Source organism: Sorangium sp. So ce145 (genome assembly GCF_051525985.1).
Lineage (GTDB): Bacteria > Myxococcota_A > Polyangia > Polyangiales > Polyangiaceae > Sorangium > Sorangium cellulosum_B.
In genome coordinates this window covers 7,085,241-7,108,667 of record NZ_CP150315.1, presented here as the reverse complement: position 1 = coordinate 7,108,667, position 23,427 = coordinate 7,085,241, and the positions used below count along the sequence as shown (strand labels likewise).

General features: G+C 71.1%; 19 protein-coding genes. 16 read left to right on the top strand and 3 right to left on the bottom strand.

What is annotated here, in order from left to right; genetic code table 11:
- Positions 1-25: 25 nt before the first annotated feature.
- From WMF34_RS26170 to WMF34_RS26140, 7 genes are all read left to right on the top strand, one after another.
- Entirely contained in the window at positions 26-1,519 is a 1,494-nt protein-coding gene (locus WMF34_RS26170) for a PQQ-dependent sugar dehydrogenase (protein ID WP_080598999.1), read from the top strand.
- A gap of 233 nt (positions 1,520-1,752) precedes the next feature.
- On the top strand, positions 1,753-1,944 hold the full coding sequence (locus WMF34_RS26165) for a hypothetical protein (RefSeq protein ID WP_044965791.1): 192 nt from the start codon (positions 1,753-1,755) through the stop codon (positions 1,942-1,944).
- A 41-nt stretch (positions 1,945-1,985) separates the two neighbouring features.
- The gene (locus WMF34_RS26160) at positions 1,986-4,160 is read left to right on the top strand and encodes a hypothetical protein (protein WP_437989471.1); all 2,175 of its coding nucleotides are present in this window, start codon (positions 1,986-1,988) and stop codon (positions 4,158-4,160) included.
- 179 nt (positions 4,161-4,339) lie between these two features.
- A complete protein-coding gene (locus WMF34_RS26155; RefSeq protein ID WP_044969192.1) occupies positions 4,340-5,848 on the top strand; it encodes an FAD-binding oxidoreductase in 1,509 nt (502 codons plus the stop codon).
- A 4-nt stretch (positions 5,849-5,852) separates the two neighbouring features.
- The gene (gene ruvC, locus WMF34_RS26150) at positions 5,853-6,392 is read left to right on the top strand and encodes a crossover junction endodeoxyribonuclease RuvC (protein ID WP_012237708.1); all 540 of its coding nucleotides are present in this window, start codon (positions 5,853-5,855) and stop codon (positions 6,390-6,392) included.
- A gap of 285 nt (positions 6,393-6,677) precedes the next feature.
- The gene (locus WMF34_RS26145) at positions 6,678-7,376 is read left to right on the top strand and encodes a LolA family protein (RefSeq protein ID WP_012237707.1); all 699 of its coding nucleotides are present in this window, start codon (positions 6,678-6,680) and stop codon (positions 7,374-7,376) included.
- Positions 7,377-7,845: 469 nt separating this feature from the next.
- On the top strand, positions 7,846-9,363 hold the full coding sequence (locus tag WMF34_RS26140) for a PrsW family glutamic-type intramembrane protease (RefSeq protein WP_437989470.1): 1,518 nt from the start codon (positions 7,846-7,848) through the stop codon (positions 9,361-9,363).
- 151 nt (positions 9,364-9,514) lie between these two features.
- Here the strand turns inward: WMF34_RS26140 and WMF34_RS26135 are convergent, their stop codons facing one another.
- Positions 9,515-10,084 (bottom strand): serine O-acetyltransferase, encoded by a 570-nt coding sequence (locus WMF34_RS26135; protein WP_437989469.1) that lies wholly within the window; start codon positions 10,082-10,084, stop codon positions 9,515-9,517.
- Positions 10,085-10,352: 268 nt separating this feature from the next.
- Here WMF34_RS26135 and WMF34_RS26130 point away from each other — a divergent pair, with 268 nt between their 5' ends.
- The 7 genes from WMF34_RS26130 to WMF34_RS26100 all read left to right on the top strand — a co-directional run bounded on the left by WMF34_RS26130 (position 10,353) and on the right by WMF34_RS26100 (position 18,262).
- Positions 10,353-11,060, top strand: coding sequence for a response regulator (locus WMF34_RS26130; protein ID WP_012237704.1), 708 nt, complete (start codon positions 10,353-10,355; stop codon positions 11,058-11,060).
- Positions 11,061-11,237: 177 nt separating this feature from the next.
- Positions 11,238-12,005, top strand: coding sequence for an energy transducer TonB (locus WMF34_RS26125; RefSeq protein WP_437989468.1), 768 nt, complete (start codon positions 11,238-11,240; stop codon positions 12,003-12,005).
- A 57-nt stretch (positions 12,006-12,062) separates the two neighbouring features.
- Positions 12,063-12,773 carry a MotA/TolQ/ExbB proton channel family protein gene (locus WMF34_RS26120; protein ID WP_012237702.1) on the top strand — a complete coding sequence of 237 codons (711 nt, stop codon included), beginning with the start codon at positions 12,063-12,065 and terminating at the stop codon, positions 12,771-12,773.
- The gene (locus tag WMF34_RS26115; RefSeq protein WP_012237701.1) at positions 12,724-13,185 is read left to right on the top strand and encodes an ExbD/TolR family protein; all 462 of its coding nucleotides are present in this window, start codon (positions 12,724-12,726) and stop codon (positions 13,183-13,185) included. The genes WMF34_RS26120 and WMF34_RS26115 overlap by 50 nt, the downstream gene beginning before the upstream one ends.
- 10 nt (positions 13,186-13,195) lie before the next feature.
- Positions 13,196-13,627: an ExbD/TolR family protein gene (locus WMF34_RS26110; RefSeq protein WP_044965786.1), complete on the top strand. Its 432-nt coding sequence runs from the start codon at positions 13,196-13,198 to the stop codon at positions 13,625-13,627.
- Between the two features lie 190 nt (positions 13,628-13,817).
- Positions 13,818-16,754 carry a TonB-dependent receptor domain-containing protein gene (locus WMF34_RS26105; protein ID WP_437989467.1) on the top strand — a complete coding sequence of 979 codons (2,937 nt, stop codon included), beginning with the start codon at positions 13,818-13,820 and terminating at the stop codon, positions 16,752-16,754.
- Positions 16,755-16,855: 101 nt separating this feature from the next.
- Complete coding sequence (locus WMF34_RS26100) at positions 16,856-18,262, top strand: hypothetical protein (protein WP_437989466.1); 1,407 nt, start codon at positions 16,856-16,858, stop codon at positions 18,260-18,262.
- Between the two features lie 128 nt (positions 18,263-18,390).
- Here the strand turns inward: WMF34_RS26100 and WMF34_RS26095 are convergent, their stop codons facing one another.
- Entirely contained in the window at positions 18,391-19,038 is a 648-nt protein-coding gene (locus WMF34_RS26095) for a hypothetical protein (protein WP_044965784.1), read from the bottom strand.
- 206 nt (positions 19,039-19,244) lie between these two features.
- On the opposite strand from WMF34_RS26095, the gene WMF34_RS26090 reads away from it, so the two are divergent.
- Together WMF34_RS26090 and WMF34_RS26085 are read left to right on the top strand one after the other, a co-directional pair.
- Positions 19,245-20,633, top strand: coding sequence for a sigma 54-interacting transcriptional regulator (locus tag WMF34_RS26090; protein WP_012237696.1), 1,389 nt, complete (start codon positions 19,245-19,247; stop codon positions 20,631-20,633).
- A gap of 956 nt (positions 20,634-21,589) precedes the next feature.
- Complete coding sequence (locus tag WMF34_RS26085) at positions 21,590-22,894, top strand: GRAS family protein (protein ID WP_012237695.1); 1,305 nt, start codon at positions 21,590-21,592, stop codon at positions 22,892-22,894.
- 106 nt (positions 22,895-23,000) lie between these two features.
- Here the strand turns inward: WMF34_RS26085 and WMF34_RS26080 are convergent, their stop codons facing one another.
- A complete protein-coding gene (locus tag WMF34_RS26080; RefSeq protein ID WP_012237694.1) occupies positions 23,001-23,411 on the bottom strand; it encodes a hypothetical protein in 411 nt (136 codons plus the stop codon).
- Positions 23,412-23,427: the final 16 nt, after the last annotated feature.

The window sequence follows — 23,427 nt, the reverse complement described above, 5'->3', positions numbered from 1 at the left end:
ACAGCGTTCAACCTTGGCTTTGTGGATGACCTTCGCGCTGGGTGGCGGCGCGTGTCTCGCGCTGGGCGCCGGTGCGTGCAGCGACGACGGGGCGACCAGCTCTGGCGACACCGCGACGAGCGGGGGGAATCAGGGCTCCTCCGGTGCGCAGACGGGGACGGGGGCCGGCGCTGGCTCCGCCTCCAGCTCCGGCGCAGGCGCCGGCTCCAGCTCTGCTTCGGGCTCCGGTTCCGGCTCCGGCACCGGCGGTGGCAGCAGCACCACGTCGTCGTCCGGGACCACCGCCGGACAGGGCGGCTCCGGCGCCGGCGGCGGCGACCCGGTGGAGTGCGATGCCAGCGCGGCGCCCGACGTCGGGAAGCTGGCGCTCGCTCCCGTCGTCACCGGCGTGGACAAGCTGGTTTACGCCGCTCAGCCGAAGGGATCGAGCGACTGGTATCTCGTGCTGCAGACCGGGCAGATCCGCGTGTTCTCCGGCGGTCAGCTGCGGAGCGGGGTCTTCCTCGACGTGAGCAATCAGATCACGCTCAGCTCCGGCGGCTTCGACGACGAGCGCGGGCTCATCAGCATGGCGTTCCCGCCCGACTACGCGACGAGCGGCAAATTCTACATCATGATGACGGCGACCACGGGCACGAACATGAACCGTGACATGGTGGTCGAGTACAAGCGGTCCAGCGATCCTTACGTGGCGGATGCAAACTCGGCGAAGACGATCGTGCGGCTCGACGCGTCCGCGGTGAATCACAACGGCGGCCATATCGTGTTCGGGCCCGACGGCATGCTCTACGTCGGCACGGGCGACGGGGGCGGCTCCTGCAACAGCGACAAGCCTGGCGGGTCGCAGGACCCGGCCTCGCTGTTCGGCAAGATCCTGCGCCTCGATCCGAATGCTGCCGAGCCGTACGCGGCGGCCGGCAATCCCCTCGACGGCGCGGCCTCGCGCGTCTGGCACTATGGTCTGCGCAACCCGTATACCTTCACCTTCGACCGGGGGACGGGCGACCTCTTCATCGGCGATGTCGGCCAGGATAGCTACGAGGAGATCGACTACGTTCCTGCCGGCACCTCGGGGCTGAACTTCGGCTGGCCGAAGTGGGAAGGCACCCACCAGGATACCTGCCGGGGGCAGACCATGCGCGCGGGCGATACGCCCACCCCGCCCATCACCGACATGGATCGGCGGCAGAGCGCGACAGGGCCGTACCGCGATTACAAATCGGTCGTCAGCGGGTTCGTGTACCGGGGCAGCCAGGTGCCGCAGCTCCGCGGCGTCTACCTGTTCGGTGATTACACCGGCGGGAAAATGGGCGCGCTCATGCAGTGCGGGGCGCAGACGTCGCCCATCACGGTCATCAACAAGAACCCCGATCCGAACGCGCCGAACGCTCCGGCATTCGCGCGTCAGGGCAGCCTGCCGGCCTTCAACGCGCTCACCGCGATCGTCGAGGACAACGACGGCGAGCAATACTTCGTCGCGAACCGCAACAGCCTGGTGAAGATCGTTCCCGGGACCTGACCAGGCCGCCCAGGGCGCGGGCGCCGGCATCTCGCGCCCGGCCCCGGATCCAGCGCGCGAGCTCTCGCTCGCTCCTGGACGCGGGCGGCCACGTCGCCCGCTCCGCCTCCGCCGACGCAGCCAACCCCGCGCAGCCGCCGTCGCGCCGCCTCCGATGGCAGCGGACGGCGCGCGCCCCTTCCGAGCGCCGAGCGGATGTGCTTCGCTTGCCCCGCTCGTTCAGGAGGAGTCCCATGAAGAATGTCTTGACAGTGCTTGTTGCGCTCGGCGCCCTGTGTCTCTTCGGCTGCGAGGGCAAGCCCCAGGCGACGCCCGAGGCGAAGCCCGCGGCCACGACCGAGGCGGCGAAGCCCGCGCCCAAGGCGGAGCCGGAGAAGGCGGCGCCGGCCGAGACCGCGAAGCCGGCGAGCACCGGCGGCTGGTGATCGGCGCGGCGGCTCGGCCCGCTGCCCCCCGGCGCAGGCGCATGGCCGCGGTCCGCCTCGCGCTCGCGCTCTCGCTCGGCCTGGCCGCCGTTGCGTGCGACGGCCGCCCTGCGCCCCCGGTCCACGGCGGTGCCCCCGATCCGGACCCGCTCGAGCCGCTGCGGCGCTTCGAGGCGGCGCGCCGAGCGGAGGCCGATTTCTCCCGCGCACCCGGGTCCGACCGGCTGTTCGGGGCCGACCCGATCGCGCTCCGCCCCGTGGATCCGCTGGGCCGCCCCGCCGCGCCGGGCGCGCCCGCGCTGCTCTCGCCGCTCCGCGGCCGCGACGCGCTCGTCCTGCTCGACGCGTCGCTTCGCGAGCTCTCCCGCGCCCCCGCGCCGGCCTCGCCGACAGGGGTCGCGGTCACGCCCACCGGCGAGGTCTTCGCGAGCGGCGAGGCGTCTCCCTCGCTCTTCCGCTACGCCGTCCGCGGCGCCTCGCTCGAGCCCGCGGGGCGCATCGATCTCGCGGGCCTCCACGGCGTCCGGGACGTCGCGGCCGGCCCCGAGGGCCTCCTTTACGCGCTCGACGAGCGCGCCGGCACGCTCGTCACGCTGCGCCCTGGTCCCACCGGCGCGGACGGGCGCATCGAGGTCGAGCGCTGGGACGAGCCGATCGGCGCTGGCCCCTTCCGCGTCGTGCGCCTCGCGCATCACCTGATCGTCGATTGCCTCCTCGACCAGACGCTCGTCGTGCTCCCGGTCGGCGCCGACGGCCGCCCGCTCCCGGGCGGCGCGGCGCGCGTCCGCCACGACGGCCCGATCTGGAGCTTCGACGCGCTCGAGACGGGCGGCGCCGGGGGCGGGCTCCTTCTCGCGGCCGGCGGGGTCGAGGATCACCCGCTCGACCGGACCGGCGGCTCGTTCGGATACATCGACTCGTTCGTCTTCCTCTACCGCGTCGCCGCCGGCGCCCGGCCCGAGGTGACGCGGCTCTCGGCCGTGAACGTCTCCGAGCTCGGCGTCCTCACCCCGAAGGCCGTCGCGCTCTCGGCGATCCCCGGCTCGAGCGGCGTGCGCGTGATCGCGACCGGCTATGGCGGCGATCGCCGGGCCGAGCTCCTCTTCCGCGCCACGGACGCCGGCCTCGCGAGCGCGCCGGAGGTCTCCACCCGCCCGCTTTCCCCCGGCGTGGCCGCCATGGCCGCGCTCGGCGGCGGCGCCTTCGCCTATGCGAACCCGTTGCTCGACGCGTGGCTGCTCGACGCCGGCGACGGCGCGGTCGTGAAGCAGCCGGTCCGGGACGGCGGCGAAGACGCCCGATCCGACGAGATCCGCCTCGGCGAGGCGCTCTTCTTCACCTCGCTGATGGCCCCGTGGAACAAGGCCGACGGCCCGCTCAGCCGGTTCACGTGCGAGACGTGCCACTTCGAGGGCTACGTCGACGGACGCACGCACCACACGGGTCGAGGCGACGTGCGCGCCACGACCAAGCCGCTGCTCGGCCTGTTCAACAACCGCCCCCACTTCTCCCGCGCCCTCGATCCGGATCTCACCGCGGTGGCGGACAACGAGTTCCGCGTCGCCGGCGCGCTGAGCGGCCACGATCCATGGTTCTCGATCTCGAGCGAGGCCGCGCCGTGGCTCGCCGATCTCGGGCTCGCCGACGCCGGGCGCGCCGCGCGGCCGCCCGAGGCGCTCCGCCGCGCGCTCATGAGCTTCCTCATGGCGTTCTCGCACCGCGTGAACCCCGCCGTCCTCGGCCGGACGAGCTTCACCCCGATCGAGCGCGACGGCGCCCGGGTGTTCCGGGACCGCTGCGCGCGCTGCCACGCCCCGGTGCTCCGCAGCGACGACCCCGGCTCCGCGGCCCCGTTCGAGCGCTGGGAGGCGCTCGTGCTCGCGCCCGAGGGCCCGATCGTGTGGGGCAGGGCCGGCTACGAGAAGACCGGCGTCGTGCCGTACGTGCACGAGGACGGCGCGCGGGTGCCGTCGCTCCGGCGGCTCTACAAGAAGCGGCCCTACTTCACGAACGGCTCCGCGAAGACGCTGCGCGATGTGCTCGAGCGGGCGCGCTTCGAGGACACGGGCGGCCGCGCCGCCGGCGATCACCGCGGCACGGCCGCTGCCGCTGCGCCGGGCGCCTTCTTCCACGACGGCGCGCCCGCGGGCGAGGGCCTCGTCGCGCTGGACGCCGGCGCGATCGAGGCGCTCCTCGCCTTTCTCGATCTGCTCTGATCGCGCGGCGCGCCCGCTCGCCCGAGGGCAGGCAGACCGCGGGCACGCCGCGCGGAGCGCGCGTGTCCGCGTGCACCCCGCGTGCACCCCGCGTGCACCCGATTCCGGCGGCGGCCAGCCCCGAGCCTGCCCGCGCGGATCCCCCAGCATCGCCGCGCGATCCGCGGTAAATGGGGGAGATGCGACAGCACCCCACGTTCCCCCGCCCGTCGGCGTCGGCCATCGACAAGGCGCGCCGGCTCCTCGAGCGCGCGCTCGGCCCGTCGAAGGTCATCACGTCGGCCGACGGGTGCGCGGCCTACGCGGGCGACGAGTCCGATCAGCCGCCGGTGAGCCCGGATGCGGTCGTGCTCGCGTCCTCGGCCGCCGACATCGAGAAGGCGGTGCGGGCGGCGAGCGAGGCGGAGGTGCCGGTCGTGCCGCGCGCCGCTGGCAGCGGCAAGTCGGGCGGCGCGGTGCCGGTCGGGGGCGGGATCGTCATCGCCACGATCGGCATGAACTCCATCAAGGAGATCAGCCGCGAGGAGCAGATCGCGGTCGTCGAGCCGGGCGTCATCCTCGCCGACCTGCACGCGGCCGTCGAGGCCGAGGGGCTCTTCTACCCGCCCGATCCGAACTCGCTCAAGATGTGCGCGCTCGGCGGCAACATCGCCGAGAACGCCGCCGGCCCGCGCGCCTTCAAGTACGGCGTCACGCGCGAGTACGTGCTCGGGCTCGACGCGATCCTCATCGACGGCACGCGCCTCCGCACCGGCCGGCGCACCGTGAAGGGCGTGACGGGGTACGACGTCACGGCGCTGCTCGTCGGAAGCGAGGGCACGCTGGCGATCACGACGGAGGCGACGCTCCGGCTCATCGCGAAGCCCCCGTCGGTGATGACGCTGCTCTGCCTGTTCCCGGACGTGCGCGCCAGCGGGCGCGCGGTGAGCGCCCTGGTCGCCGCCGGCGTCGTCCCGCGCTGCCTCGAGCTGCTCGATCGCCCCACGCTCGACGCGGTGCGCGCGCGCGGCGTCGGGGTCGACGAGCGCGCGGGCGCGATGCTGATCATCGAGGTCGACGGCGAGCCCGCGGACTGCGAGGTCCAGGCCGAGCGGGTGGGGGAGGTCTGCATGGATGCCGGGGCGCTCGACGTGCTCGTCGCGCAGGACGAGGCGCAGCGCGAGCGGCTCTGGGAGGCGCGCCGCCAGCTCTCCCCCACGACGCGCGCCATGGCGCGCTACAAGATCTCGGAGGACGTCGTGGTCCCGCGCGACAAGATCCCGGCGCTGCTCGACGAGGTCGCGGAGATCTCGGCGGCGACGGGCGTCCGCATGCTGACGTACGGCCACGCCGGGGACGGCAACCTCCACGTCAACCTGCTCTGGAACGACCCGGACCTCGTCCCCCAGGTGGAGACGGCGCTGTCGCGCCTGTTCCGCGCGGTGATCGGCATGCGCGGCACGCTGAGCGGCGAGCACGGCATCGGGACGTCGAAGGCGGACTTCCTCGCGCTCGAGCAGTCGCCGGAGCTCATCGCGATCGAGCGCAAGATCAAGGCGCTGTTCGACCCGAAGGGCCTGCTCAACCCGCACAAGATCTTCCCGCGGCGGACGCTCGAGGCGGCCGAGCGGGGCGAGCGCGACGGGGGGGCCGAGCGCGCGCCGGGCTTCCCGACCCACGTCGTGGCGCCCTCGCACGGGGCCTGCTGAGCCGATGCGGGTCCTCGGCATCGATCCCGGCTCGCGCCACCTCGGCTGGGGCCTGCTCGTGCGGCAGGGCACGCGCATCGAGCACGTCGCGCACGGCGTCATCGACATCGACACGAGCGGGACGTTCGCCGCCCGGCTCGTGGAGATCGACGACGAGCTCGGCAAGGTGATCGCGTCGCACGCGCCCGACGCGGCCGCGGTGGAGAGCCTGTTCTTCGCCAAGGACGCGCAGAGCGCGGCGAAGCTCGGCCACGCGCGCGGGGTCGTGCTGCTGCGGCTGGCGCGCGCGGGCGTTCCGATCTCGGAGTATCCGCCGGCGCTGGTGAAGCGGACCATCGTCGGCCGGGGCGCGGCCGAGAAGGCGCAGGTCGCGCAGGTGATGACCGCGGTCCTGCGCCTCGCCGCGCCCCCGCGGCCGGACGCCGCCGACGCGCTGGCCATCGCGATGACCCACCTCAGCGCCGCGGGCTTCGCGGCCGCGCTGGCGGCGTCGGGCGCGCCCGTCCCGCGCCGCGCCCGGCCGCGGCGGGCGCGCCTCGGGTGAGCGTGGGCCGACGCGGCTCCCTGGTTGCGCATGGGGACGCCGGCGCGGCGCCTCGGCTGACCGCGTGACCGGAGGCCGGCGGGGGCGGTCCTGGCGCACATCCCGTGTGCTATGGAGCCTGCATCGGACGCTCCCGCGCCGCGTCCAACACGAAAACGTGCGGCGCGCCCCGGCTTCAGCGAGGGTGCGGCTGCCAGGGCACGGAACCGGCGGCGCATCGCCGGCGCCCCCGCCGCCGACGAGCGGGGGCGAGACGCCTCTGGACATCAAAGGAGATCGGGAAGGATGACGCGAACCTCACTCAACCGCCTCGCCGCCGCGTGCCTCATCGGGCTGACGGCGCCCCTCACGGTCGTGCTCGCGACGCTCGCGACCGCCGGCGAGTCCCAGGCCGCGGGTCCCACCGCCGAAGAGCTCGGCAGGCGCGTCCAGCAGTTCTACGACTCCACGAAGACCTTCAAGGCGAGCTTCACCCAGACCTACACGATCAAGGTCCAGGACGTGAAGAAGGTCTCCACCGGCAAGGTGACCTTCGAGAAGCCGGGCAAGATGAGCTGGATCTACGACGCGCCGAACGGAAACCGGGTCGTCTCCGACGGCGTCACGATCAAGGTCTACGAGAAGGACAACGAGCAGATGTTCGAGACCCCGGTGAAGGGCTCTCAGTATCCGGCGGCGCTCGCGTTCTTGATGGGCAAGGGGCAGCTCACGAAGGATTTCTCGCTGCGCCTGCTCGATCCTGCGCAGATGAAGTTCGAGGGCGGCTATGTCCTCGAGGGGACGCCGAAGGAGGCGACCCCTGCGTATCAGAAGATGCTCCTCTACGTGGACGGGCAGACCAACCAGGTCCGCCGCGTGCTGATCCTCGACGCGCAGGGCAACCGGAACCGGTTCGATTTCTCGTCGCCGGTCGTGAATCAGCCGGTCGGGAAGACCGAGTTCGATTTCACGCCTCCACCGGGCACGCGCGTCGTCCGCCCCTGACGTTCTCTCGCCACGTTCCCGGCGCGGCGGAGCCGCTGCCGCGTTACCCCGCCGACCCCCGACAGCTCGTGGAACCCGTGGAAGCGGAGCGTCACAGCCTCCGCGCTCCTCGCCGGCAGCGCGCCGTAACGAAGCTGCTGGGATATATGCCCGGCGCGTCCCTGCCGTGGTAGAAATATTCCGTGATACTTCGATCCCACGGGCGTGAGCGACAGCTCCGACGCTGGCGTCGCCCGCCGCGGATCGTCACCGCTGCTCTCGGCTCCACGCGCGCGGCGGGGATTCGCCTCGGCTGAACGGTCACCCGCTGTCACGAGGCTTTCGCGAGAGCGCTCGATCCATGAACAATCCCCACGGACATCGTCCCGATTCCCCCGGCGTGCCGCAACAACCCCGGCCGGCGGAGCGCTTGAGCGAGCGCGCGCAGGGCCCTTCGGGGTATCCGGCGCAAGGTGCGGGGCAGAGCTCCGTGGGGCAACCGCCGCACGGGCAGCAGGGCCACGGGCAGGCGCCGCAGGGGTACGCGCAGCCAGCGCAGGGCTACGGGCAGGGGCACGCGTATCCGCAGGGGCCGCAGGGCTATCCGCAGGGCCACGCGTACGCGCAGGGGCCGCAGGGCTATGCGCAGGGGCCGCAGGGCTATGCGCAAGGCCCGCAGGGCCACGCGTATTCGCAGGGGCCGCAGGGGCACGCGTATTCGCAGGGGTCGCAGGGGCACGCGTACCCGCAGGCGCCGCAGGGCCACGCGTACCCGCAGGCGCCGCAGGGCCACGCGTACCCGCTGGCACCCCAGGGCTACGCGCAAGGGCCGCAGCGTCACGCGTACGCGCATCACCACGCGGGCTACCCGGCGGCCGTTCGGAGGTTCGACCCGGACCGGCGGCTGCGCATCGCCGGGCTGTGGCTGTGGGCCATCGGCCTCATCGCGGGCGCGGTCCTCAACGTGCTCTTCACGCTCCTCGGCGTCATCGAGTCCGGGGGGAGCATGCTGAGCGCCATGCTCGTCGGGGCGCTCTTCGCGTTCCCACCGCTCGTCCTCTACCTGTTCGTCCCGATGATCATCGATCGGTACGATCCCGAGCCGTGGTGGTGCCTGCTGATGGCGTTCCTCTGGGGCGCGCTCGCGGCGACCGGCTTCTCGATCCTGATCAACACGGGCGTCCACATCGGCGTCTCAAGCAACTTCGGCGAGCCGGCCGGCGAGCTCGTCAGCGCATCGGTCAGCGCGCCGTTCGCGGAGGAGCTCTTCAAGGGGCTCGGCGTGTTCGGCTTCTTCTACTTCCTGCGCCGGGAGTTCGATGGGATCGTCGACGGCATCATCTACGCCACGTTCTGCGCGCTCGGCTTCGCCGCGGTGGAGAACGTGCTCTATTACGCGCGCGCCTCGATGCAGGGCAGCGACGTTCTCGCTGGCACGTTCGTCCTGCGGGGCGTCTTCACGCCCTGGCTCCACCCGCTGTTCACGTCGATGACCGGCATCGGCTTCGGGCTCGCCCGGGAGTCGTCGAAGACGTGGGTGCGCGCGGCGGCCCCCATCGGCGGCTACCTGCTCGGCGTCGCGCTGCACGCGGTGTGGAACTTCCTCCCCACCGCGCTGGGGCGCGCGATGGGCGACATCTTCATGCCGTGGCTCCTGCTCTGGTTGTGCTTCGTCGCGTCGTTCTTCGGGATCATCGTGGCGCTCGTGATCCGCAAGGGCTGGGTGATCCGGGATCATCTGCGCGACGAGGTCGCGCTCGGCATGCTCACCCAGGACGAGCTCGAGCTCGTCTGCTCGCCGATCGGCCGGCTCCGGTGCACCCTGGGCTGGCGCGGCGCCACGGGGCGGAGCTTCATCCGCGCCGGCGCGCGGCTCGCGCTCAGCAAGTGGCACACGGCGCGCGCGCTGCAGGGCCGGAACCGCACCCTGAGCGCCGATTTCATCGGCCCGCTCCGGGAAGAGATCGCGCAGCTCAGGCAAGAGCTCCTCGCCCGGATGCCTCGATAGCGCGCCGGTCACCCGCTTCGGATACGGGCCCATCTCGACGTTTTCGGTGCTCAGCGCACGTGAGTGCGCTTCCGCGCCGAAAACGCCGATCTGGACCCGTCTCCTGTGCGGGTGACCGCCGCTCTGGAACCCTCGATCCGCCGTGCGCCGGTCAGCTCTGCGAGGTGTTCGTCCCGTCCGCGGCCGGGCGCGCGGCGGGCTGGGCGGCGCGGTCCTCGCGCCGCTGCACGGGCTTCGCGGGGATGCCCACGACCGTGGTGTTCGGCGCGACATCGTGCACGACCACGGCGTTGGCGCCGATCCTGGCGCCGTCACCGACCGTGACCCCGCCGACGATCTTCGCCCCCGCGCCGATGAAGAGGTCGCTCCCGAGCACCGGTGTCTGCCGCCGATCGGCGCCGATGGTCACCTGGTGCTCGATGAGCACGTTCGATCCGCCGCGGACGTTGCCGTTGATGACAACGCCGTTCGAGTGGATGAGCACGAACCCGGGCCCGAAGTCCGCGCCGCGCCCGATCACGCAGCCTCCGGCCAGGTTGGTCGCCTTGTTGAGCACCATCTCGAGCACCGGCATCCGGTGGGCTCGTGCGGCCTGCGTGAACCTGTAGAGGACCATCGCCGCCGTGCCGTCGGTCGCCAGCGTCTTCAGGATAGTCGGCAGTGGATCGCTGCCGTAGCACCATGTGGCCTTCTGGCGCACGTCGGCCGCGATGAGTCGCAAAGTCCGCAGCATCCCGGCGAGACTAGCGCATCTCGCCCCGCCCGTGCGACCTTTCGCCGCGCGCCCGCGGGGCACCTCGTCTCGTCTGTCTCGTTGCGCTGCGCTGCGCCGCGCTCGCGTGACCTTTGGCCGCGCCTGCGCTCCCCTGCTACATCCCGCCGTGCGCCCGCCGCGCCTGCGCGCCCGTGCGGTCTTTTCGGCGCCGCACCGCCCTGTTGCCATCCGGTCATCGGTCCGTCACATCGCTCGGGTACACGCGCTCTTCACCATGGCGCGGATTTTAGTCATCGAGGACGAGCCGGCGCTCCAGAAGGTGCTCGATTACAACCTCAGGCAAGCCGGGCATGAGGTGCTCCTCGCGGGGCAGGGCGGTGAAGGGGTCCGGCTGGCCGTGGACCAGCGGCCCGATCTCGTCTTGCTGGATCTCATGCTGCCCGACATCCCGGGGACGGAGGTGTGCCGTGCTCTCCAGCAGAGCGATGGCACCCAGCGGATCCCCGTGATGATCGTGTCGGCGCGCGGGGACGAGGTCGACCGCATCGTCGGCTTCGAGCTCGGCGCCGTCGACTACGTCGTCAAACCGTTCAGCGTGCGGGAGCTCGTGCTGCGCGTGCAAGCCGTGCTCCGCCGCGCGAAGTCCTCCGGGGACGGGGAGCGGAGCATCGAGTTCGGGTGCCTGCGGATCGACGAGGGCGCTCACCGCGTGTGGGTCGAGCGCGAGGAGGTCGAGCTGACGCTCCTCGAGTTCAAGCTCCTCGTCGCGCTGTACGAGGCGCGCGAGCGCGTGCAGACGCGCACCGCGCTCCTCGACGGCGTCTGGGGAATCGACGTGAGCATCACGACGAGGACCGTGGACACCCACGTCAAGCGGCTTCGCGACAAGCTGCGCCGCGCCGGCGATTACATCCAGACCGTCCGCGGTATCGGCTATCGATTCGCCGCTTCGCCCGACCTCCCCGAGAGCCGCAGCGCCTGAGCGCGCTGCCGGGCGAGCACGACAATCGTTGCCCCGCCGTCACCGGGCCGCAACGGCAGCCAGTGTACCGTGCAGACGGTGATTCACATGCTGGGCGACATCGTTGAAGCGTGCCGGTCCCTCTCATGAGGTCAGGTAAAGCTCTGGTGTCGTCGCCGGCGTGTGCCGGGAGCCTCGATGTATCTTGAAACGTGGAATGCAGGGGAGGCCGATCCTGAGCGGGCCAAGCGCCTCGCGATCGGGGTAGCGGCAGGGCTCCTGCTGTTCGCGGCCATTGGGCTCGCCGCCGCCCGCCTGAGCGGCGCGATCGCGCCTCCTCCGCCCGAAGAGGAGGTCGTCGAGGTGAAGCTCGCCACCCAGGTCCCCGAGGCGCCCCCCGTGGCCCCGGCGCCCGCGCCCCCGCCGCCGGCGGAGGCGCCGGCGCCTCGCCCCGCGGCGCCCAGACGCCCGGCGCTCGTCGCGCCGACCGCGGTGCCAAGCGAGGCGCCGGCGGAGGCGGACCCGGGCCAGGCCAAGGCGAGCGACGACGACACCTACGGAGAGCCTGGAGGCGTACCGGGCGGCGTGCCCGGCGGCGTCCCCGGCGGCACGGGGACGGCCGCGGTGGCTGCGCCCGCGCCGCCGCCACCGCCGCCTCCTCCTCCGCAGCCGAAAGGGCCGATTCACCTCCCCGAGAACGCCACGCCGCCTGTCGCGCTCTCCAATTCCCTCCCTCCCATCCCCGAGGGGGCGCGGAGCGCGGGGATAGAGGCCACCGTGGTCGTCAGGTTCGTGGTGACCGAGACCGGCGAGGTCACGAACGTCACCATCGTCCGCGGCCATCCGCTGTTCGACGACGTGGTGCTCGCGACGGTGAAGACGTGGCGCTACCGGCCGGCGATCCACGAGGGGAGGCCGGTGTCGACCTTCAAGACGGTCCGGATCCCGTTCAAGGCGAAGAGATGACGTCGAGCGCGCGGCCGCGGACGCGGCCTCTCGCCCGAGGAACGAAGGAGGTTAACCATGATGCAGTTTGATCTCGGGCACATCTGGGCGACCATGGGGCTTTTGAGCAAGCTCGTCGCGTTCGCCCTCGTGCTCATGGCGCTGGCGAGCGTCGCCGTCGTGGTGGAGCGGCTCATCGCGCTCGCGCGTCAGGCGTCGGAGACCCGGCGCTTCGCGAGGGAGGCGCGCCCCGTGATGGAGGCCTGGGACACCGCGCGGCTCGTCTCGATCGCCGACGGTTATGGACGCTCCGCGCTGGCCCGGCTCGTCGGCGCGGCCGTGCGCCGCTTCCAGCGCGCCGTCGAGGCCGGCGAGGGCGGCGTGCCGCCGGTGGAGCTCGCGCGCCGCGAGGTGTCGCGGCGCCGGGAGGCGATCTCCGCCGACCTGCGCCGCGGCCTCTCGGTGCTCGCGACGGTCGGCTCGGTGGCCCCGTTCGTCGGCCTGCTCGGCACCGTCATCGGCATCATCACGGCCTTCCAGACCATCGCCTCGACCGGCTCGGGCGGCCTCGGCGCCGTGAGCGCCGGCATCGCCGAGGCGCTCATCGTCACCGCGCTCGGGCTCGGGGTCGCCATCCCGGCGGTGCTTTGCTTCAACTACCTCACCACCCGGATCGCCGCTGTGGAGCTCGCGCTCGAGCGCAGCGCGGGTGAGCTCATCGACGAGATGGAGAACGAACATGGACGTTCGAGCGGAGAGCGGTCGCTCGGGTCGGCAGCAGCCGCCTGAGCCGGAGATCAACGTCACGCCGCTCGTCGACGTGGTGCTCGTGCTCCTCATCATCTTCATGGTGATCGCGCCCCAGATGGAGCACGGCGAGCGGGTCGAGCTCCCGGCGGTGTTTCAGCCGGATCCGAAGTCGAAATCGAAGCTCGATCCGATCTACGTGACGATCACCGGCGCAGGTACCGTGTTCCTCGAGAAGGAGGCTGTCGCCGACCTCGGCGCGCTCGGCGAGCGGCTGCGGGCCATCCGCGCCGCCGAGCCGGAGCGCCGGGTGGTCATCAAGGGCGACTCCTCGGTGCGGTACGGCCGCGTCCGGGAGGCCTTCGCGCTGTGCCAGGAGGTCGGGTTCGCCGGGATCTCGCTGCAGGTGAGCCAGCGGGGCGGCGGGGCGTCCGCGGCGCCGGAGGAGGGATAGCGCCGTGGGGATGAGCGTTCCGCAGGGCGGAGGCAAGAAGGGCGGTGTCGCGCCGAGCATGAACGTGACGCCGCTCGTCGACGTGGTGCTCGTGCTCCTCATCATCTTCATGGTCGTGACGCCGCTGCTCGCCAAGCAGCTCTGGCTGAATCTGCCCAAGAAGGACGACACCGCGAAGCTCGCGCCGCCTCCCATCGACGCCGACAAGCCCGTGGTGCTCACGGTGGATCAGCGCGGCGTCCTCCGCATCAACCAGGCCGAGGTGCAGCGCGGCGAGCTGAAGGAGCGGCTCGCGCGCATCTTCGCGGCGCGCTCGGACAACGTTCTTTACTTCGACGCGGATGACGAGGCCGTCTACGCGGTCGCCGTGGAGGCCATGGACGCCGCACGCATGGGCGGGGCCAAGACGATCGCCGTCCTGACGGAGAAGCCCGCGCGCTGAGCCAGGGCAGAGGCCGAATGAGGTGAAGTCGAGGCGCGCGGGAGCCGCCGCCGCGTCGCGCGAGCGCGGCGGGGTGCACGGGAGAGGGCGCGAGGTGGCCCTCCGCTCAACTCATCAGACGGGCGCGGGTGCGCCCTGCCATCGAATCGAGAGTCGCGCCCGGGCTCGGAGCGCGCGAAGGGACAGGTGCATGAGTCGCAGAAGGATCTCGGGGGTAGTCGCAGCGCTGGTGACACCGCTTTGCTGGGGGGCCACGGCCCTCGCGCAGGGCGACCCCGGAGCCGCTGCGCCGCAGCCAGACGGCGCGGCGCCTCAGGCCGGCGGTCCTGCGGCGGAGGACGTCTCGGGACTCGACGAGCCGAGCCCGTCGCGCCCGCCGCCCGCGGGGAGAGGCGTGGTGTGGGGCGTCGTCACGGACACCGCCACGAGAGAGCCCTTGCTCGACGCCCAGGTGTCCGTCGTGGGGACGAAGCTCAAGGCGATCGCGGACCTCGACGGGCGGTATCGGCTGGAGCTCCCGCCGGGCATCCATCAGCTGCGGGTCTGGTACGAGGCGCACAAGCCGCAGCGCGTACAGGACGTACGGGTGACGGCCGGGCAGGTGGTCCAGGTCGATGTCGGCCTCGATCCCGATCAGCAAACAGAGGAGGTCATCGAGGTCGAGTTCGAGCCGGAGCGGGCGAGCGTCGCCGCGCAGCTGCTCATCCGGAAGAACGCGGCCCACGTGGGCGATGCCGTCGGCGCGAAGGAGATCGCGAAGACACCCGATCGCAACGCCGCCGAGGCCGCGAAGCGCATCGTCGGCGCGACCGTCGTCGACAACAGGTACGTCTACGTCCGCGGCCTCGGCGAGCGCTACACGAACGCGCTCCTGAACGGCGCCCCGCTGCCGAGCCCCGAGCCCGACCGGCAGGCCGTCCCGCTGGACCTCTTTCCGTCGCTGGTCCTCAGCGACATCACCGTCGTCAAGACGTTCACGCCCGATCTCCCCGGCGACTTCGTGGGCGGCTCGGTCCAGGTCAACACGCGCGAGCTCCCGACCCAATTCCTCTTCCAGGCATCGCTGTCGCTCGGGTTGAACAGCCAGGCGACGTTCCGGGATCGCCTGAGCTACGCCGGCTCGGGCACCGACTGGCTCGGGATCGACGGCGGCGCGCGCGCGCTCCCCGGCGAGATCCCCGACTACAAGGTGGTGCGGCTCGGCTCCAAGCCGGGCGGCGGCACCATCACGAGGGACGAGATGACGACCTATGGGCGGGCGATCAACTCGTCGATGGTGACGACGCGGTCGTTCACCCCGCCGAACGGGAGCGGCAGCGTGGTCGTCGGCGACACCCTGAAGCTCGGCGGCGAGCAGCGCCTCGGTTACATCGCCACCCTGAGCTATGGCCGGAAGTTCACTCCGCGCGCTGAAGAGCACACGAGAGCCTTCCTGCCCGCTCCTCAGGGCGGCGAGCCCATACCCAACGTCGACACCAGCACCGAAAACATCCGCGACCAGGTGTCCTGGGGCACCTTCGCCAGCGTCACCTACAACCCCGATCAGAACCACAAGGTGACGATCACCGGACTCCACAGCCGCTCGTCCGAGGACCTGGCCAGCGAGATCAACGGGAACCCCCTGGACGGCGGCAGCGTGTTTCGCGACACGCTGCAGCGGTTCATCTCCCGGGCCCTCACCCTGGGTCAGCTCCAGGGAGAGCACCGCATCGGCGCGCTGGACGGCGGCACCCTCGACTGGAAGGCGTCCGTCTCCCATGCGTCCTCGGACGAGCCCGATACGAGGGAGACCGTCTACATCAGGGACGATACGAGCGGAGCCTACTCGTGGGACGAGGGCACGCTGAGCGGCGCCCACTTCTTCAGCAACATGACCGACGTGAACTACGGCGGGCAGCTCGCCTATACCCAGCCTCTCGTCCGTGGTGACACCCCGACCCGGGTGAAGCTGGGCGGTCTGTTCAACCTCCGAGAGCGCGAGTTCAACGCGCGCCGGTTCCGGTTCAAGCAGCGCCCGGGCTCGGACCCGACGATCCTGCGCCAGGAGCCGGGCCAGCTGTTCTCGGACGAGAACATCGGCACGGCGCTCGAGCTGGAGGAGATCACGCGCGAGACCGACTCCTACACGGCGAACAGCGATCTCTACGCCGGTTACGTGATGACGGACGCCGCCATCACACGATGGCTCCGAGCGGTGATCGGCGCGCGGATCGAGGCCTCCACGCTGTCGCTGAGGGCGTTCGACAGGTACTCCCCGGCAAACCCGGAGATCAAGGCCGAGAGCGATAACGTCGATCTCTTGCCTGCCGCCAACGTCATCTTCAAGGCGAGCTCGATCTCGAATGTCAGGCTCGGCGTGTCCAGGACGTTGGCCCGCCCCCAGCTCCGCGAGCTCAGCTCGACCTTGTATCAGGAGGGATACAGCGGGATGGAGGCGCAAGGCAACCCGGACCTCGGGCGGACGAGCGTCGTGAACGCCGATCTCCGCTTCGAGATCTTCCCGACCGCCGGTGAGGTGGCCGCGGTCAGCGTCTTTTACAAGCACTTCCAGGATCCGATCGAGGAGATCATCTTCCCGAACGGCGGCAGGGGCAGGCTCAGCTACGTGAACGCGGAGGCCGGTCACGTCGCCGGGGTCGAGCTCGAGCTCAGGAAGAGCCTGGGCTTCGTCACCCCGCTCCTGAAGGAGGTCACGGCGCTCGGAAACCTCACGTTCGTGCAGTCGGAGGTGACGATCGATCCCGATGACAACGAGGGAGGAGTCACCATCGAGAGCACCCCGACGCACCCTCTTCAGGGGCAATCCCCCTTCGTGGTGAACCTGGGGCTCGATTACGCCAGCGAGTCGACCGGCACGAGCGCCCGGCTCCTCTACAACGTGTTCGGCGCCCGGCTCAAGCGGGTGGGTCGCAAGGGGCTGGCGGACGAGTACGAGCAGCCGCGACACCAGATCGACCTGACCCTGGCCCAGCGCCTCGGCGAGCACATCGAGCTGAAGCTGGCCGGCGAGAACCTCATCGATGCGCCCATCCGCGTCACCAAGGGGAGCGACGGCGACGAGGACAAGATCGCCAGCCAGTACAGCGTCGGGACGACTGTGACGTTGAGCGCGGCGTTCACCTACTGAGCACCTGCCATTGAATCGTCACGCCGCGCTCGTCACGAGTTTTCCTACATGCGCCATGTTGGGGGAGGAGGTAGAATAAATTGCGTACATTCAAATTGGGCTTGGTTTGCGCCTCGGCGCTCTCCGTCGCGGCGTTCGCCGCGTGCGGCGATGACGACTCGATCTCCCCGTCCCCGACAAGCACCTCGTCCGCGAGCAGCTCCGCCAGCGGCGGTGACGGCGGCGGTGGCGGCGAGGGCGGCGGTGGCGACGGCGGCGGTGGGGGCGACGTCAGCGCCGATTGCTCCTCTCCGGTGGAGGTCAGCGAGGCGATCACCGCCAGCACGAAGTGGACCGCCGACAAGTGCTACCTCATGAAAGGGATCCTCTTTGTCGAGCGCGGCGCGACCCTGACCATCGAGCCCGGCACGAAGATCATGGGCGAGAAGGTGAGCCTCGCCACGCTCGTCGTGAAGCCCGGCGCCAAGATCAACGCCAAGGGCACGGCGAGCAAGCCCATCGTGTTCACGAGCCAGGGCGAGGAGGGCGATCGCGCCGCCGGCGACTGGGGCGGCGTCATCCTGCTCGGCGAGGCGCCCGTCAACGTCGAAGGCGGCAAGGCCACCGTCGAGGGCATCACCGGCGAAGGCACGGAGTACGGCGGCGACAAGCCCGCGGACAGCAGCGGTGTCCTCGAGTACGTGCGCATCGAGTACAGCGGGATCCTCCTCTCCCAGGACAACGAGGTCAACGGCCTCACCTTCGCCGGCGTGGGCTCCGGGACGACCGTCGATCACGTGATGGTGCACCACACGCTCGACGATTGCTTCGAGTTCTTCGGCGGCACCGTCAACGCGAAGCACCTCATCTGCGCGCAGAACGGCGACGACGGCTTCGACTGGGATCTCGGCTACACCGGCAAGCTCCAGTTCCTCGCGCTCCAGCAGGACCCGTCCGTGGCCGACGAGACGAACGGCTTCGAGGGCGACAACGACGCCGACTCGTCGGCCAACACGCCCCTCAGCGAGCCGACGATCTACAACGCGACCCTGTGCGGCAAGAACAAGGAGGTCGACAAGCAGCAGTACGGCATGCTGCTCCGCCGCTCGACGAAGGCCCACATCTTCAACACCATCGTGACCGGCTTCGAGGCGGGGGTGGATCTCCGTAACGAGCTCACCGAGGTCGAGCTCGCGAGCTCGATCTTCTTCGGCAACATCGAGGCGAACATCGCCTACGAAGAGACCGACACCGAGGCGGCGACCGAGTCGAAGCTCGACGACGACGACGACGCTGGCACGGACGAGGTCGCGTGGTTCGAGGGCGAGGCGACCAACAGCACCGAGGATCCCAGGCTCGCCGACTGCTTCGCCGCCACGCCCGACTTCCGGCCTGCGGCCACGCTCACCGAGAACGCGGCGACCCCGCCGGATGACGGCTTCTTCGACCCGGAGGCGAGCTACATCGGCGCCTTCAAGGCCGATGACACCTGGGCGACGGGCGCCTGGGTCTCGTTCGACGCGAACTGACGCGGCGCCGTCCGCGCCGGCCTTCCGCGATGCGGCGGGCGGACAGGATCCGTGGCGGGAGAAATGACGAAGGCCGGCTCTTCAGCCGGCCTTTATCGTCTCTGGCGTCACGACTCCGCCGCAGGCGCTCAGCGCACCCGCGGCGTAAACCCGGACACACTGCTGCGATGCTCGCTGCATACGCCTCGCGCGTCCGCGGTCTCCTTGAATGACACCCTTCCGCACACCTCGCAGATGCACAGGTGTGCGCGATAGAACTCCCGGTCGAGCAGGATGTCGGCGGCGAGCAAACTGAGCACAATGTCGCCGAGGAAGTCGATCTCGCGCGGCGAGGCGACCCAGACGGGACGACCGCCGACCGCCGCCCGGCGGACCCTGCCCCCGTAGATCGCCGCGTTCAGGAACCGATCGTCGGCGACGGGCGCGATCAGCCCACGGAGGGCCGTGATGACGCGCCCGCGGGCCTTGTGGATGAGCTCCTCGAGGTTGCTGCCGCCGTCGGCCCGGGGATCGAGCATGACGGGCGTCGCGCCGGGCTCGCGCACGATCTGGGGGCGCTTCATCAGGCCCGGGGTCACGAGGTGGTCCACGAACCAGTCCTGGAGGTCCTTGGGCGTCCACTCGGACGCCGGCCACTCCAGGAACTCGAGAGCGCCGCGGAGGCCGCTGACGCTCTGGAGACCGGGGTGGGTGGGGAGGCTCGGCAGGGTGCGGGATGTGTGCAGGCGCCGGGACGAGCGGCGGCTCGCCTCCTCGATGTTGCGGCCGGATCCCATGTTCACCTCGAGGGCAGGCCCCCGGTCCCGATGGATGCGAGCTCTTGCAGAGGCCACCATGCCGAGGGAACAAGCACAACTTGTGCCGAACCTGGCGAACGGGGCGACCTGGATTTGCTGGGAGTTCTGCCCAGAGAGCCTTCGCAGGCCGTTGGGATGGCCGGCCACTGGCCGGCCAGGTTCTTCAACGGGTAAGATTGCGCCCGATGGACCACTCCACCGTCCGCGTCTCGGTTTCACCGGAGCCCTCGGTCGCCGAGCCTGTCCCCGGCATCGTCCTGATCTTCTCGGGGGATCAGCCGCGCTGCGCTCCCATCCCGCTGGATCGTGGCTCCGTGGTGGTGGGTCGCGGAGGCGTCGGCGGCGTGCCGCTCATGGACGACTCGCTCATGTCGCGGCGACACGCCCGCATCGCGTACGACGGCGGCGCCTGGACCGTGGAGGACCTCGGCAGCACCAACGGGACGTCGGTCAACGGCGAGCCCATCCGCGGCGAGGTGCGGAGGGACGCGATCCAGGTCGTCGGCGCGGGGACGTCGGTGTTCCTCGCGCTCAGCGACATCCGGAGCTTCGCGCGCGGGGGCGTGCGCCTCGAAAAGGAGAGCGTCCTCGGGCCGAGGCTGCAGCTGATTTACGACACGATCATCCGCGCCGCGGCCGGGGGGGACAGCCTCCTCGTGACGGGCGAGAGCGGCACGGGCAAAGAGCTCGCGGCGCGCGCCTACCACGAGGCGGGGCCGCAGGCGCGCGGCCCGTTCGTCGCCGTCAACTGCGCGGCCATCCCGGAGGGCCTGGCGGAGCGGCTCCTCTTCGGCGCCAGGCGCGGCGCTTACTCCGGCGCGACGCACGACACCGACGGCTATGTGCAGGCCGCCCACGGAGGCACGCTCTTCCTCGACGAGGTGGCGGAGCTCGACGCGGCCGTCCAGGCGAAGCTGCTGCGGACGATCGACACCCGGCAGGTCCTCGAGCTCGGCGCGGTCGCGCCTCGCCCGGTGCAGATCCGGATCTGCGCGGCGACACACGACCTCCGCGCCCGCGTCGCCCAGGGCCGCTTCCGGGATGATCTCTACTACCGTATCGGCCGGCCCGAGGTCCGGCTCCCGCCCCTCCGCGAGCGGACCGAGGAGATCCCGTGGCTGCTCGCGCAATGCGCAAAGGCGGTCGGCGCGGCCGCTCAAAGCGCGCCGCCGGCGATTCACCATTCGATGATCATCGCGTGCGCGATGCGCCGATGGCCGGGGAATCTGCGCGAGTTCGTCGGCGAGGCGCGGCGCGCCGCGACGCGCGCGCTCGACGAGGGGCGGCGCACGGTCGAGGCCAAGGATCTGGATCCGCTCGCCGGCGTCGGGCTGAGCCCGGAGGCGATCGAGCCGCAGGTCCGGCCGACGGCGAGCGATGTTCGACCGGCGCGCGCAGGCCAGGCGCCGCCCGAAGACGAGATCGCCGAGGCGCTTCGCCTCGAGCGAGGCAATGTGTCTCGCGCGGCCATCAGGCTCGGAGTGCACAGGAATCGAGTTCGACGCTGGCTCGAGAAGAATGGCGTCGATCGCTCCCACTTCGCCGAGGGAAGCGACCTGTCCGATAACGACTGAACCGCTGGCGCCCGCCGTCGCATGCACAGGTGCAGGAGTGCGTCAACGGTGCCGCCGCGCCGCTGGAGAGCGCTCGTCTTCCGGCTGCGTTGCGATGACGAAGTCGCTCCCGGCGTAGGCTGCTGAGCCCGAGGGGGCGATCGTTCCATACATCACCTCCAGCAAACGCTCTGCTCCTTCCGAAGGCCTGAAGGCCGCCGCGGCGCTGTTTCTCGGGCGAAGGAGCGCCCGATCGTCGCAGGGTTGCCTCCATCTGGTGACGCAATGTGGGCTCGATCGACCGAACGCCCATGTATAGGGACTTTACAGAGCTGATTATGCGGGTTGTAATGTGGTGTGTAAGCCCCGTCCCCAGCGAGGTGCTGTCACGACCACCGTCAACTCAACGAGTCCGGCGCGTGCTCGCCAGGTCGGAGCCCACGATGCGCCCTGAAGAGACCATCGGTGAAGTGTTCCATGGCCCGTGCGTCGCGCGCGGCCTGCGTCATCGAGGCCGCGCTCCACGCGATCCGCGCGCGCCGGGGCCGGCGGGGCTTCCGCCTGCGGCGCGATCACGCGCGCCTCGCGGGACGCCTACGAGTGCCTACGTCTGTCTCCAGAAGACTGGCTCGGACGGCGCGCGGAACACGAGGACGGGGGCGCGGCGCACAATGACGATCTTGGACTTGACCGGGCGGGCGGCTTCATCGATGTACAGAGAGTTGTCTGTCGGGTCTCCCTGCGAGCTCAGGTCGCGTCACGGGCGGGCGCCGCGCTTCGCGGCCTTGCCGCGGGCGCGCGGTCGCCGAGCGCCCGCCCCTTGCTCGCCGTCGGGCTCTCCCTCAGCGACATGTGCAAACATTGAAACCCCTGGCTCCTGCGAGCTGGTCGACGTCATGCGTTCTCGCCTGAAATCGGCTGCCCGCGGAGAGCCCAGCCAGGACGGCGGGCTGCCTGGTTGAACAGCCCTGGACACCATGAACGCGATCCGTAGACACGTATCGGCCGAAGAGGCGCCTCTTAGCCTGCGAGCGCACATCGAGGGGCCCACCAGCTCGACCGCGTCCAGCCCAGGGCAGCAGCCGAGCTCGGGGACCCGCCAAACCCACTCGCGTCGCCGCCCGTTCCTGAGCCGCCTCCTGGCGGCGGGCGAGGCGATCGACGCGGGGGATACCGAGCGCGCGAGGGCCCTCATCGAGGGCATCCTGCGGGCCGAGCCCGATACAGGGGACGCGTCCGAACGCATCTCTGGCGTGTTTGGCCGGGCGCTGCTCGCCCGCCTGGACGGAGATCGCTCCGGCGACGGGAATCTGTACCTGCGCAGCGCCGGGCCGCGGGACATGCTCGCGGCGTTTCAGCTGCTCGTCCACGCGACGCCGCTCATCCGGTTCGGCTACCTCAGCGCGAACGCGGCCATCGTCGAGGCGTTCCAGGACGAAGGGGAGATCCATGTCATCGACATCGGTGTTGGCGGCGGTACGCAGTGGCCGTTCCTGCTACACCGGCTGGCCACGCGGCCCGGCGGCCCGCCGCGGGTCCGGCTGACCGGCATCGATCTGCCGTGCCGGGGCCCCGATCCCGAGCAGCGGTTGCGCTGGGCGGGCGCGTTCATCGGGGGGTGGGCGGAGCGGCTGAAGGTCCCCTTCGAGTTCCACGGCGTCGCGTCCTCGGTGGAGCGCGTCGACTGGAGCCGTATCGCGTCCCGCTCCAACGCGCCCATCGCGGTCAATGCGGCGTTCGCATTGCACCACGTGCCGGATGCCTCGGTGCACGCCACCGCGAACCGCGACACCATCCTCACGAGGATCCGCGCGCTGTCGCCGCGCGTGCTGACGCTCGTCGAGCCGGATGTGGAGCACAACGCGCACCAGTTCCTCCCGCGGCTGTCGGAGGCGATCGGCCACTACTACGCGGTATTCCAGGCGCTCGAGGCGCTGCTCCCGCCGCACATCGCCGCGCGGGAGACCATCGAGCAGGTCTTCTTCGGGCAGGAGGTGATGAACGTGGTGGTGGGCGAGGGGGCCGCGCGGGTCGAGCGGCACGAGCGCCGGGGCGCCTGGCAGCGCCGCCTCCGCATGAACGGCTTCGAGCCGCTCCGCGTCTCGCCGCACGAGTCGCTGGTCCGCGGAGCGCTCCGCCTGAGCCAGGGGTTCGACGTCCGGAGCGACGAGCCCGCGCTCCTGCTCATGCGCAACGGCGTGTCCATCGTGGCCGCGTCGGCGTGGCGTCCGCGGCAGCTCCCGCCGCCATCGCGGTTCATGTCCGGCCTGTTCCGCCGCTAGGAGCGCCGCGCAGCGCAGGTGAGCCCATAACGCACGAATCTGCGCCCCTCCACCAACAACCGCTTCCCTGTCCTGATCACATCCGGACGCGAGCGGCCCCTCGCCCTCAGCGCCTCAGGAGGGCGAATGCCACCCAGAGCACCAGCGCGCCGAGCGCGAGGCACGCGAGGGGGAGCCACAGGGCGCGGCGCTTGTGCATTGCGATTTCCCGGAGGTCGCGCCGGTACCCCGGCGTGTGACCGCCCTCGGCCGCGGACCGGGGGCCGTGGAGGGGGAGAGGGCTCAGCCCTTCACGCCTGACGAGCTCGAACAGCACCGAACCGCGCGCCTGGGCCCGTGCGAGCTGCCCCAGCCGCTCACGGCGACAATGAAGGCAAAACGTCGACGCATCCTCTTCGATGCCGACGAGGTCGAGCTCCCGTAGCCGCTCCTGCTCCCAGCTCTCCCTGGCTCGCCGGGCCTCGTTGTGGGCGTCCTCTCGGCGGTCGTCGTGGTGTGGGCTGTCCTTCGCGCTCATCGCAGCTCCTGATCGG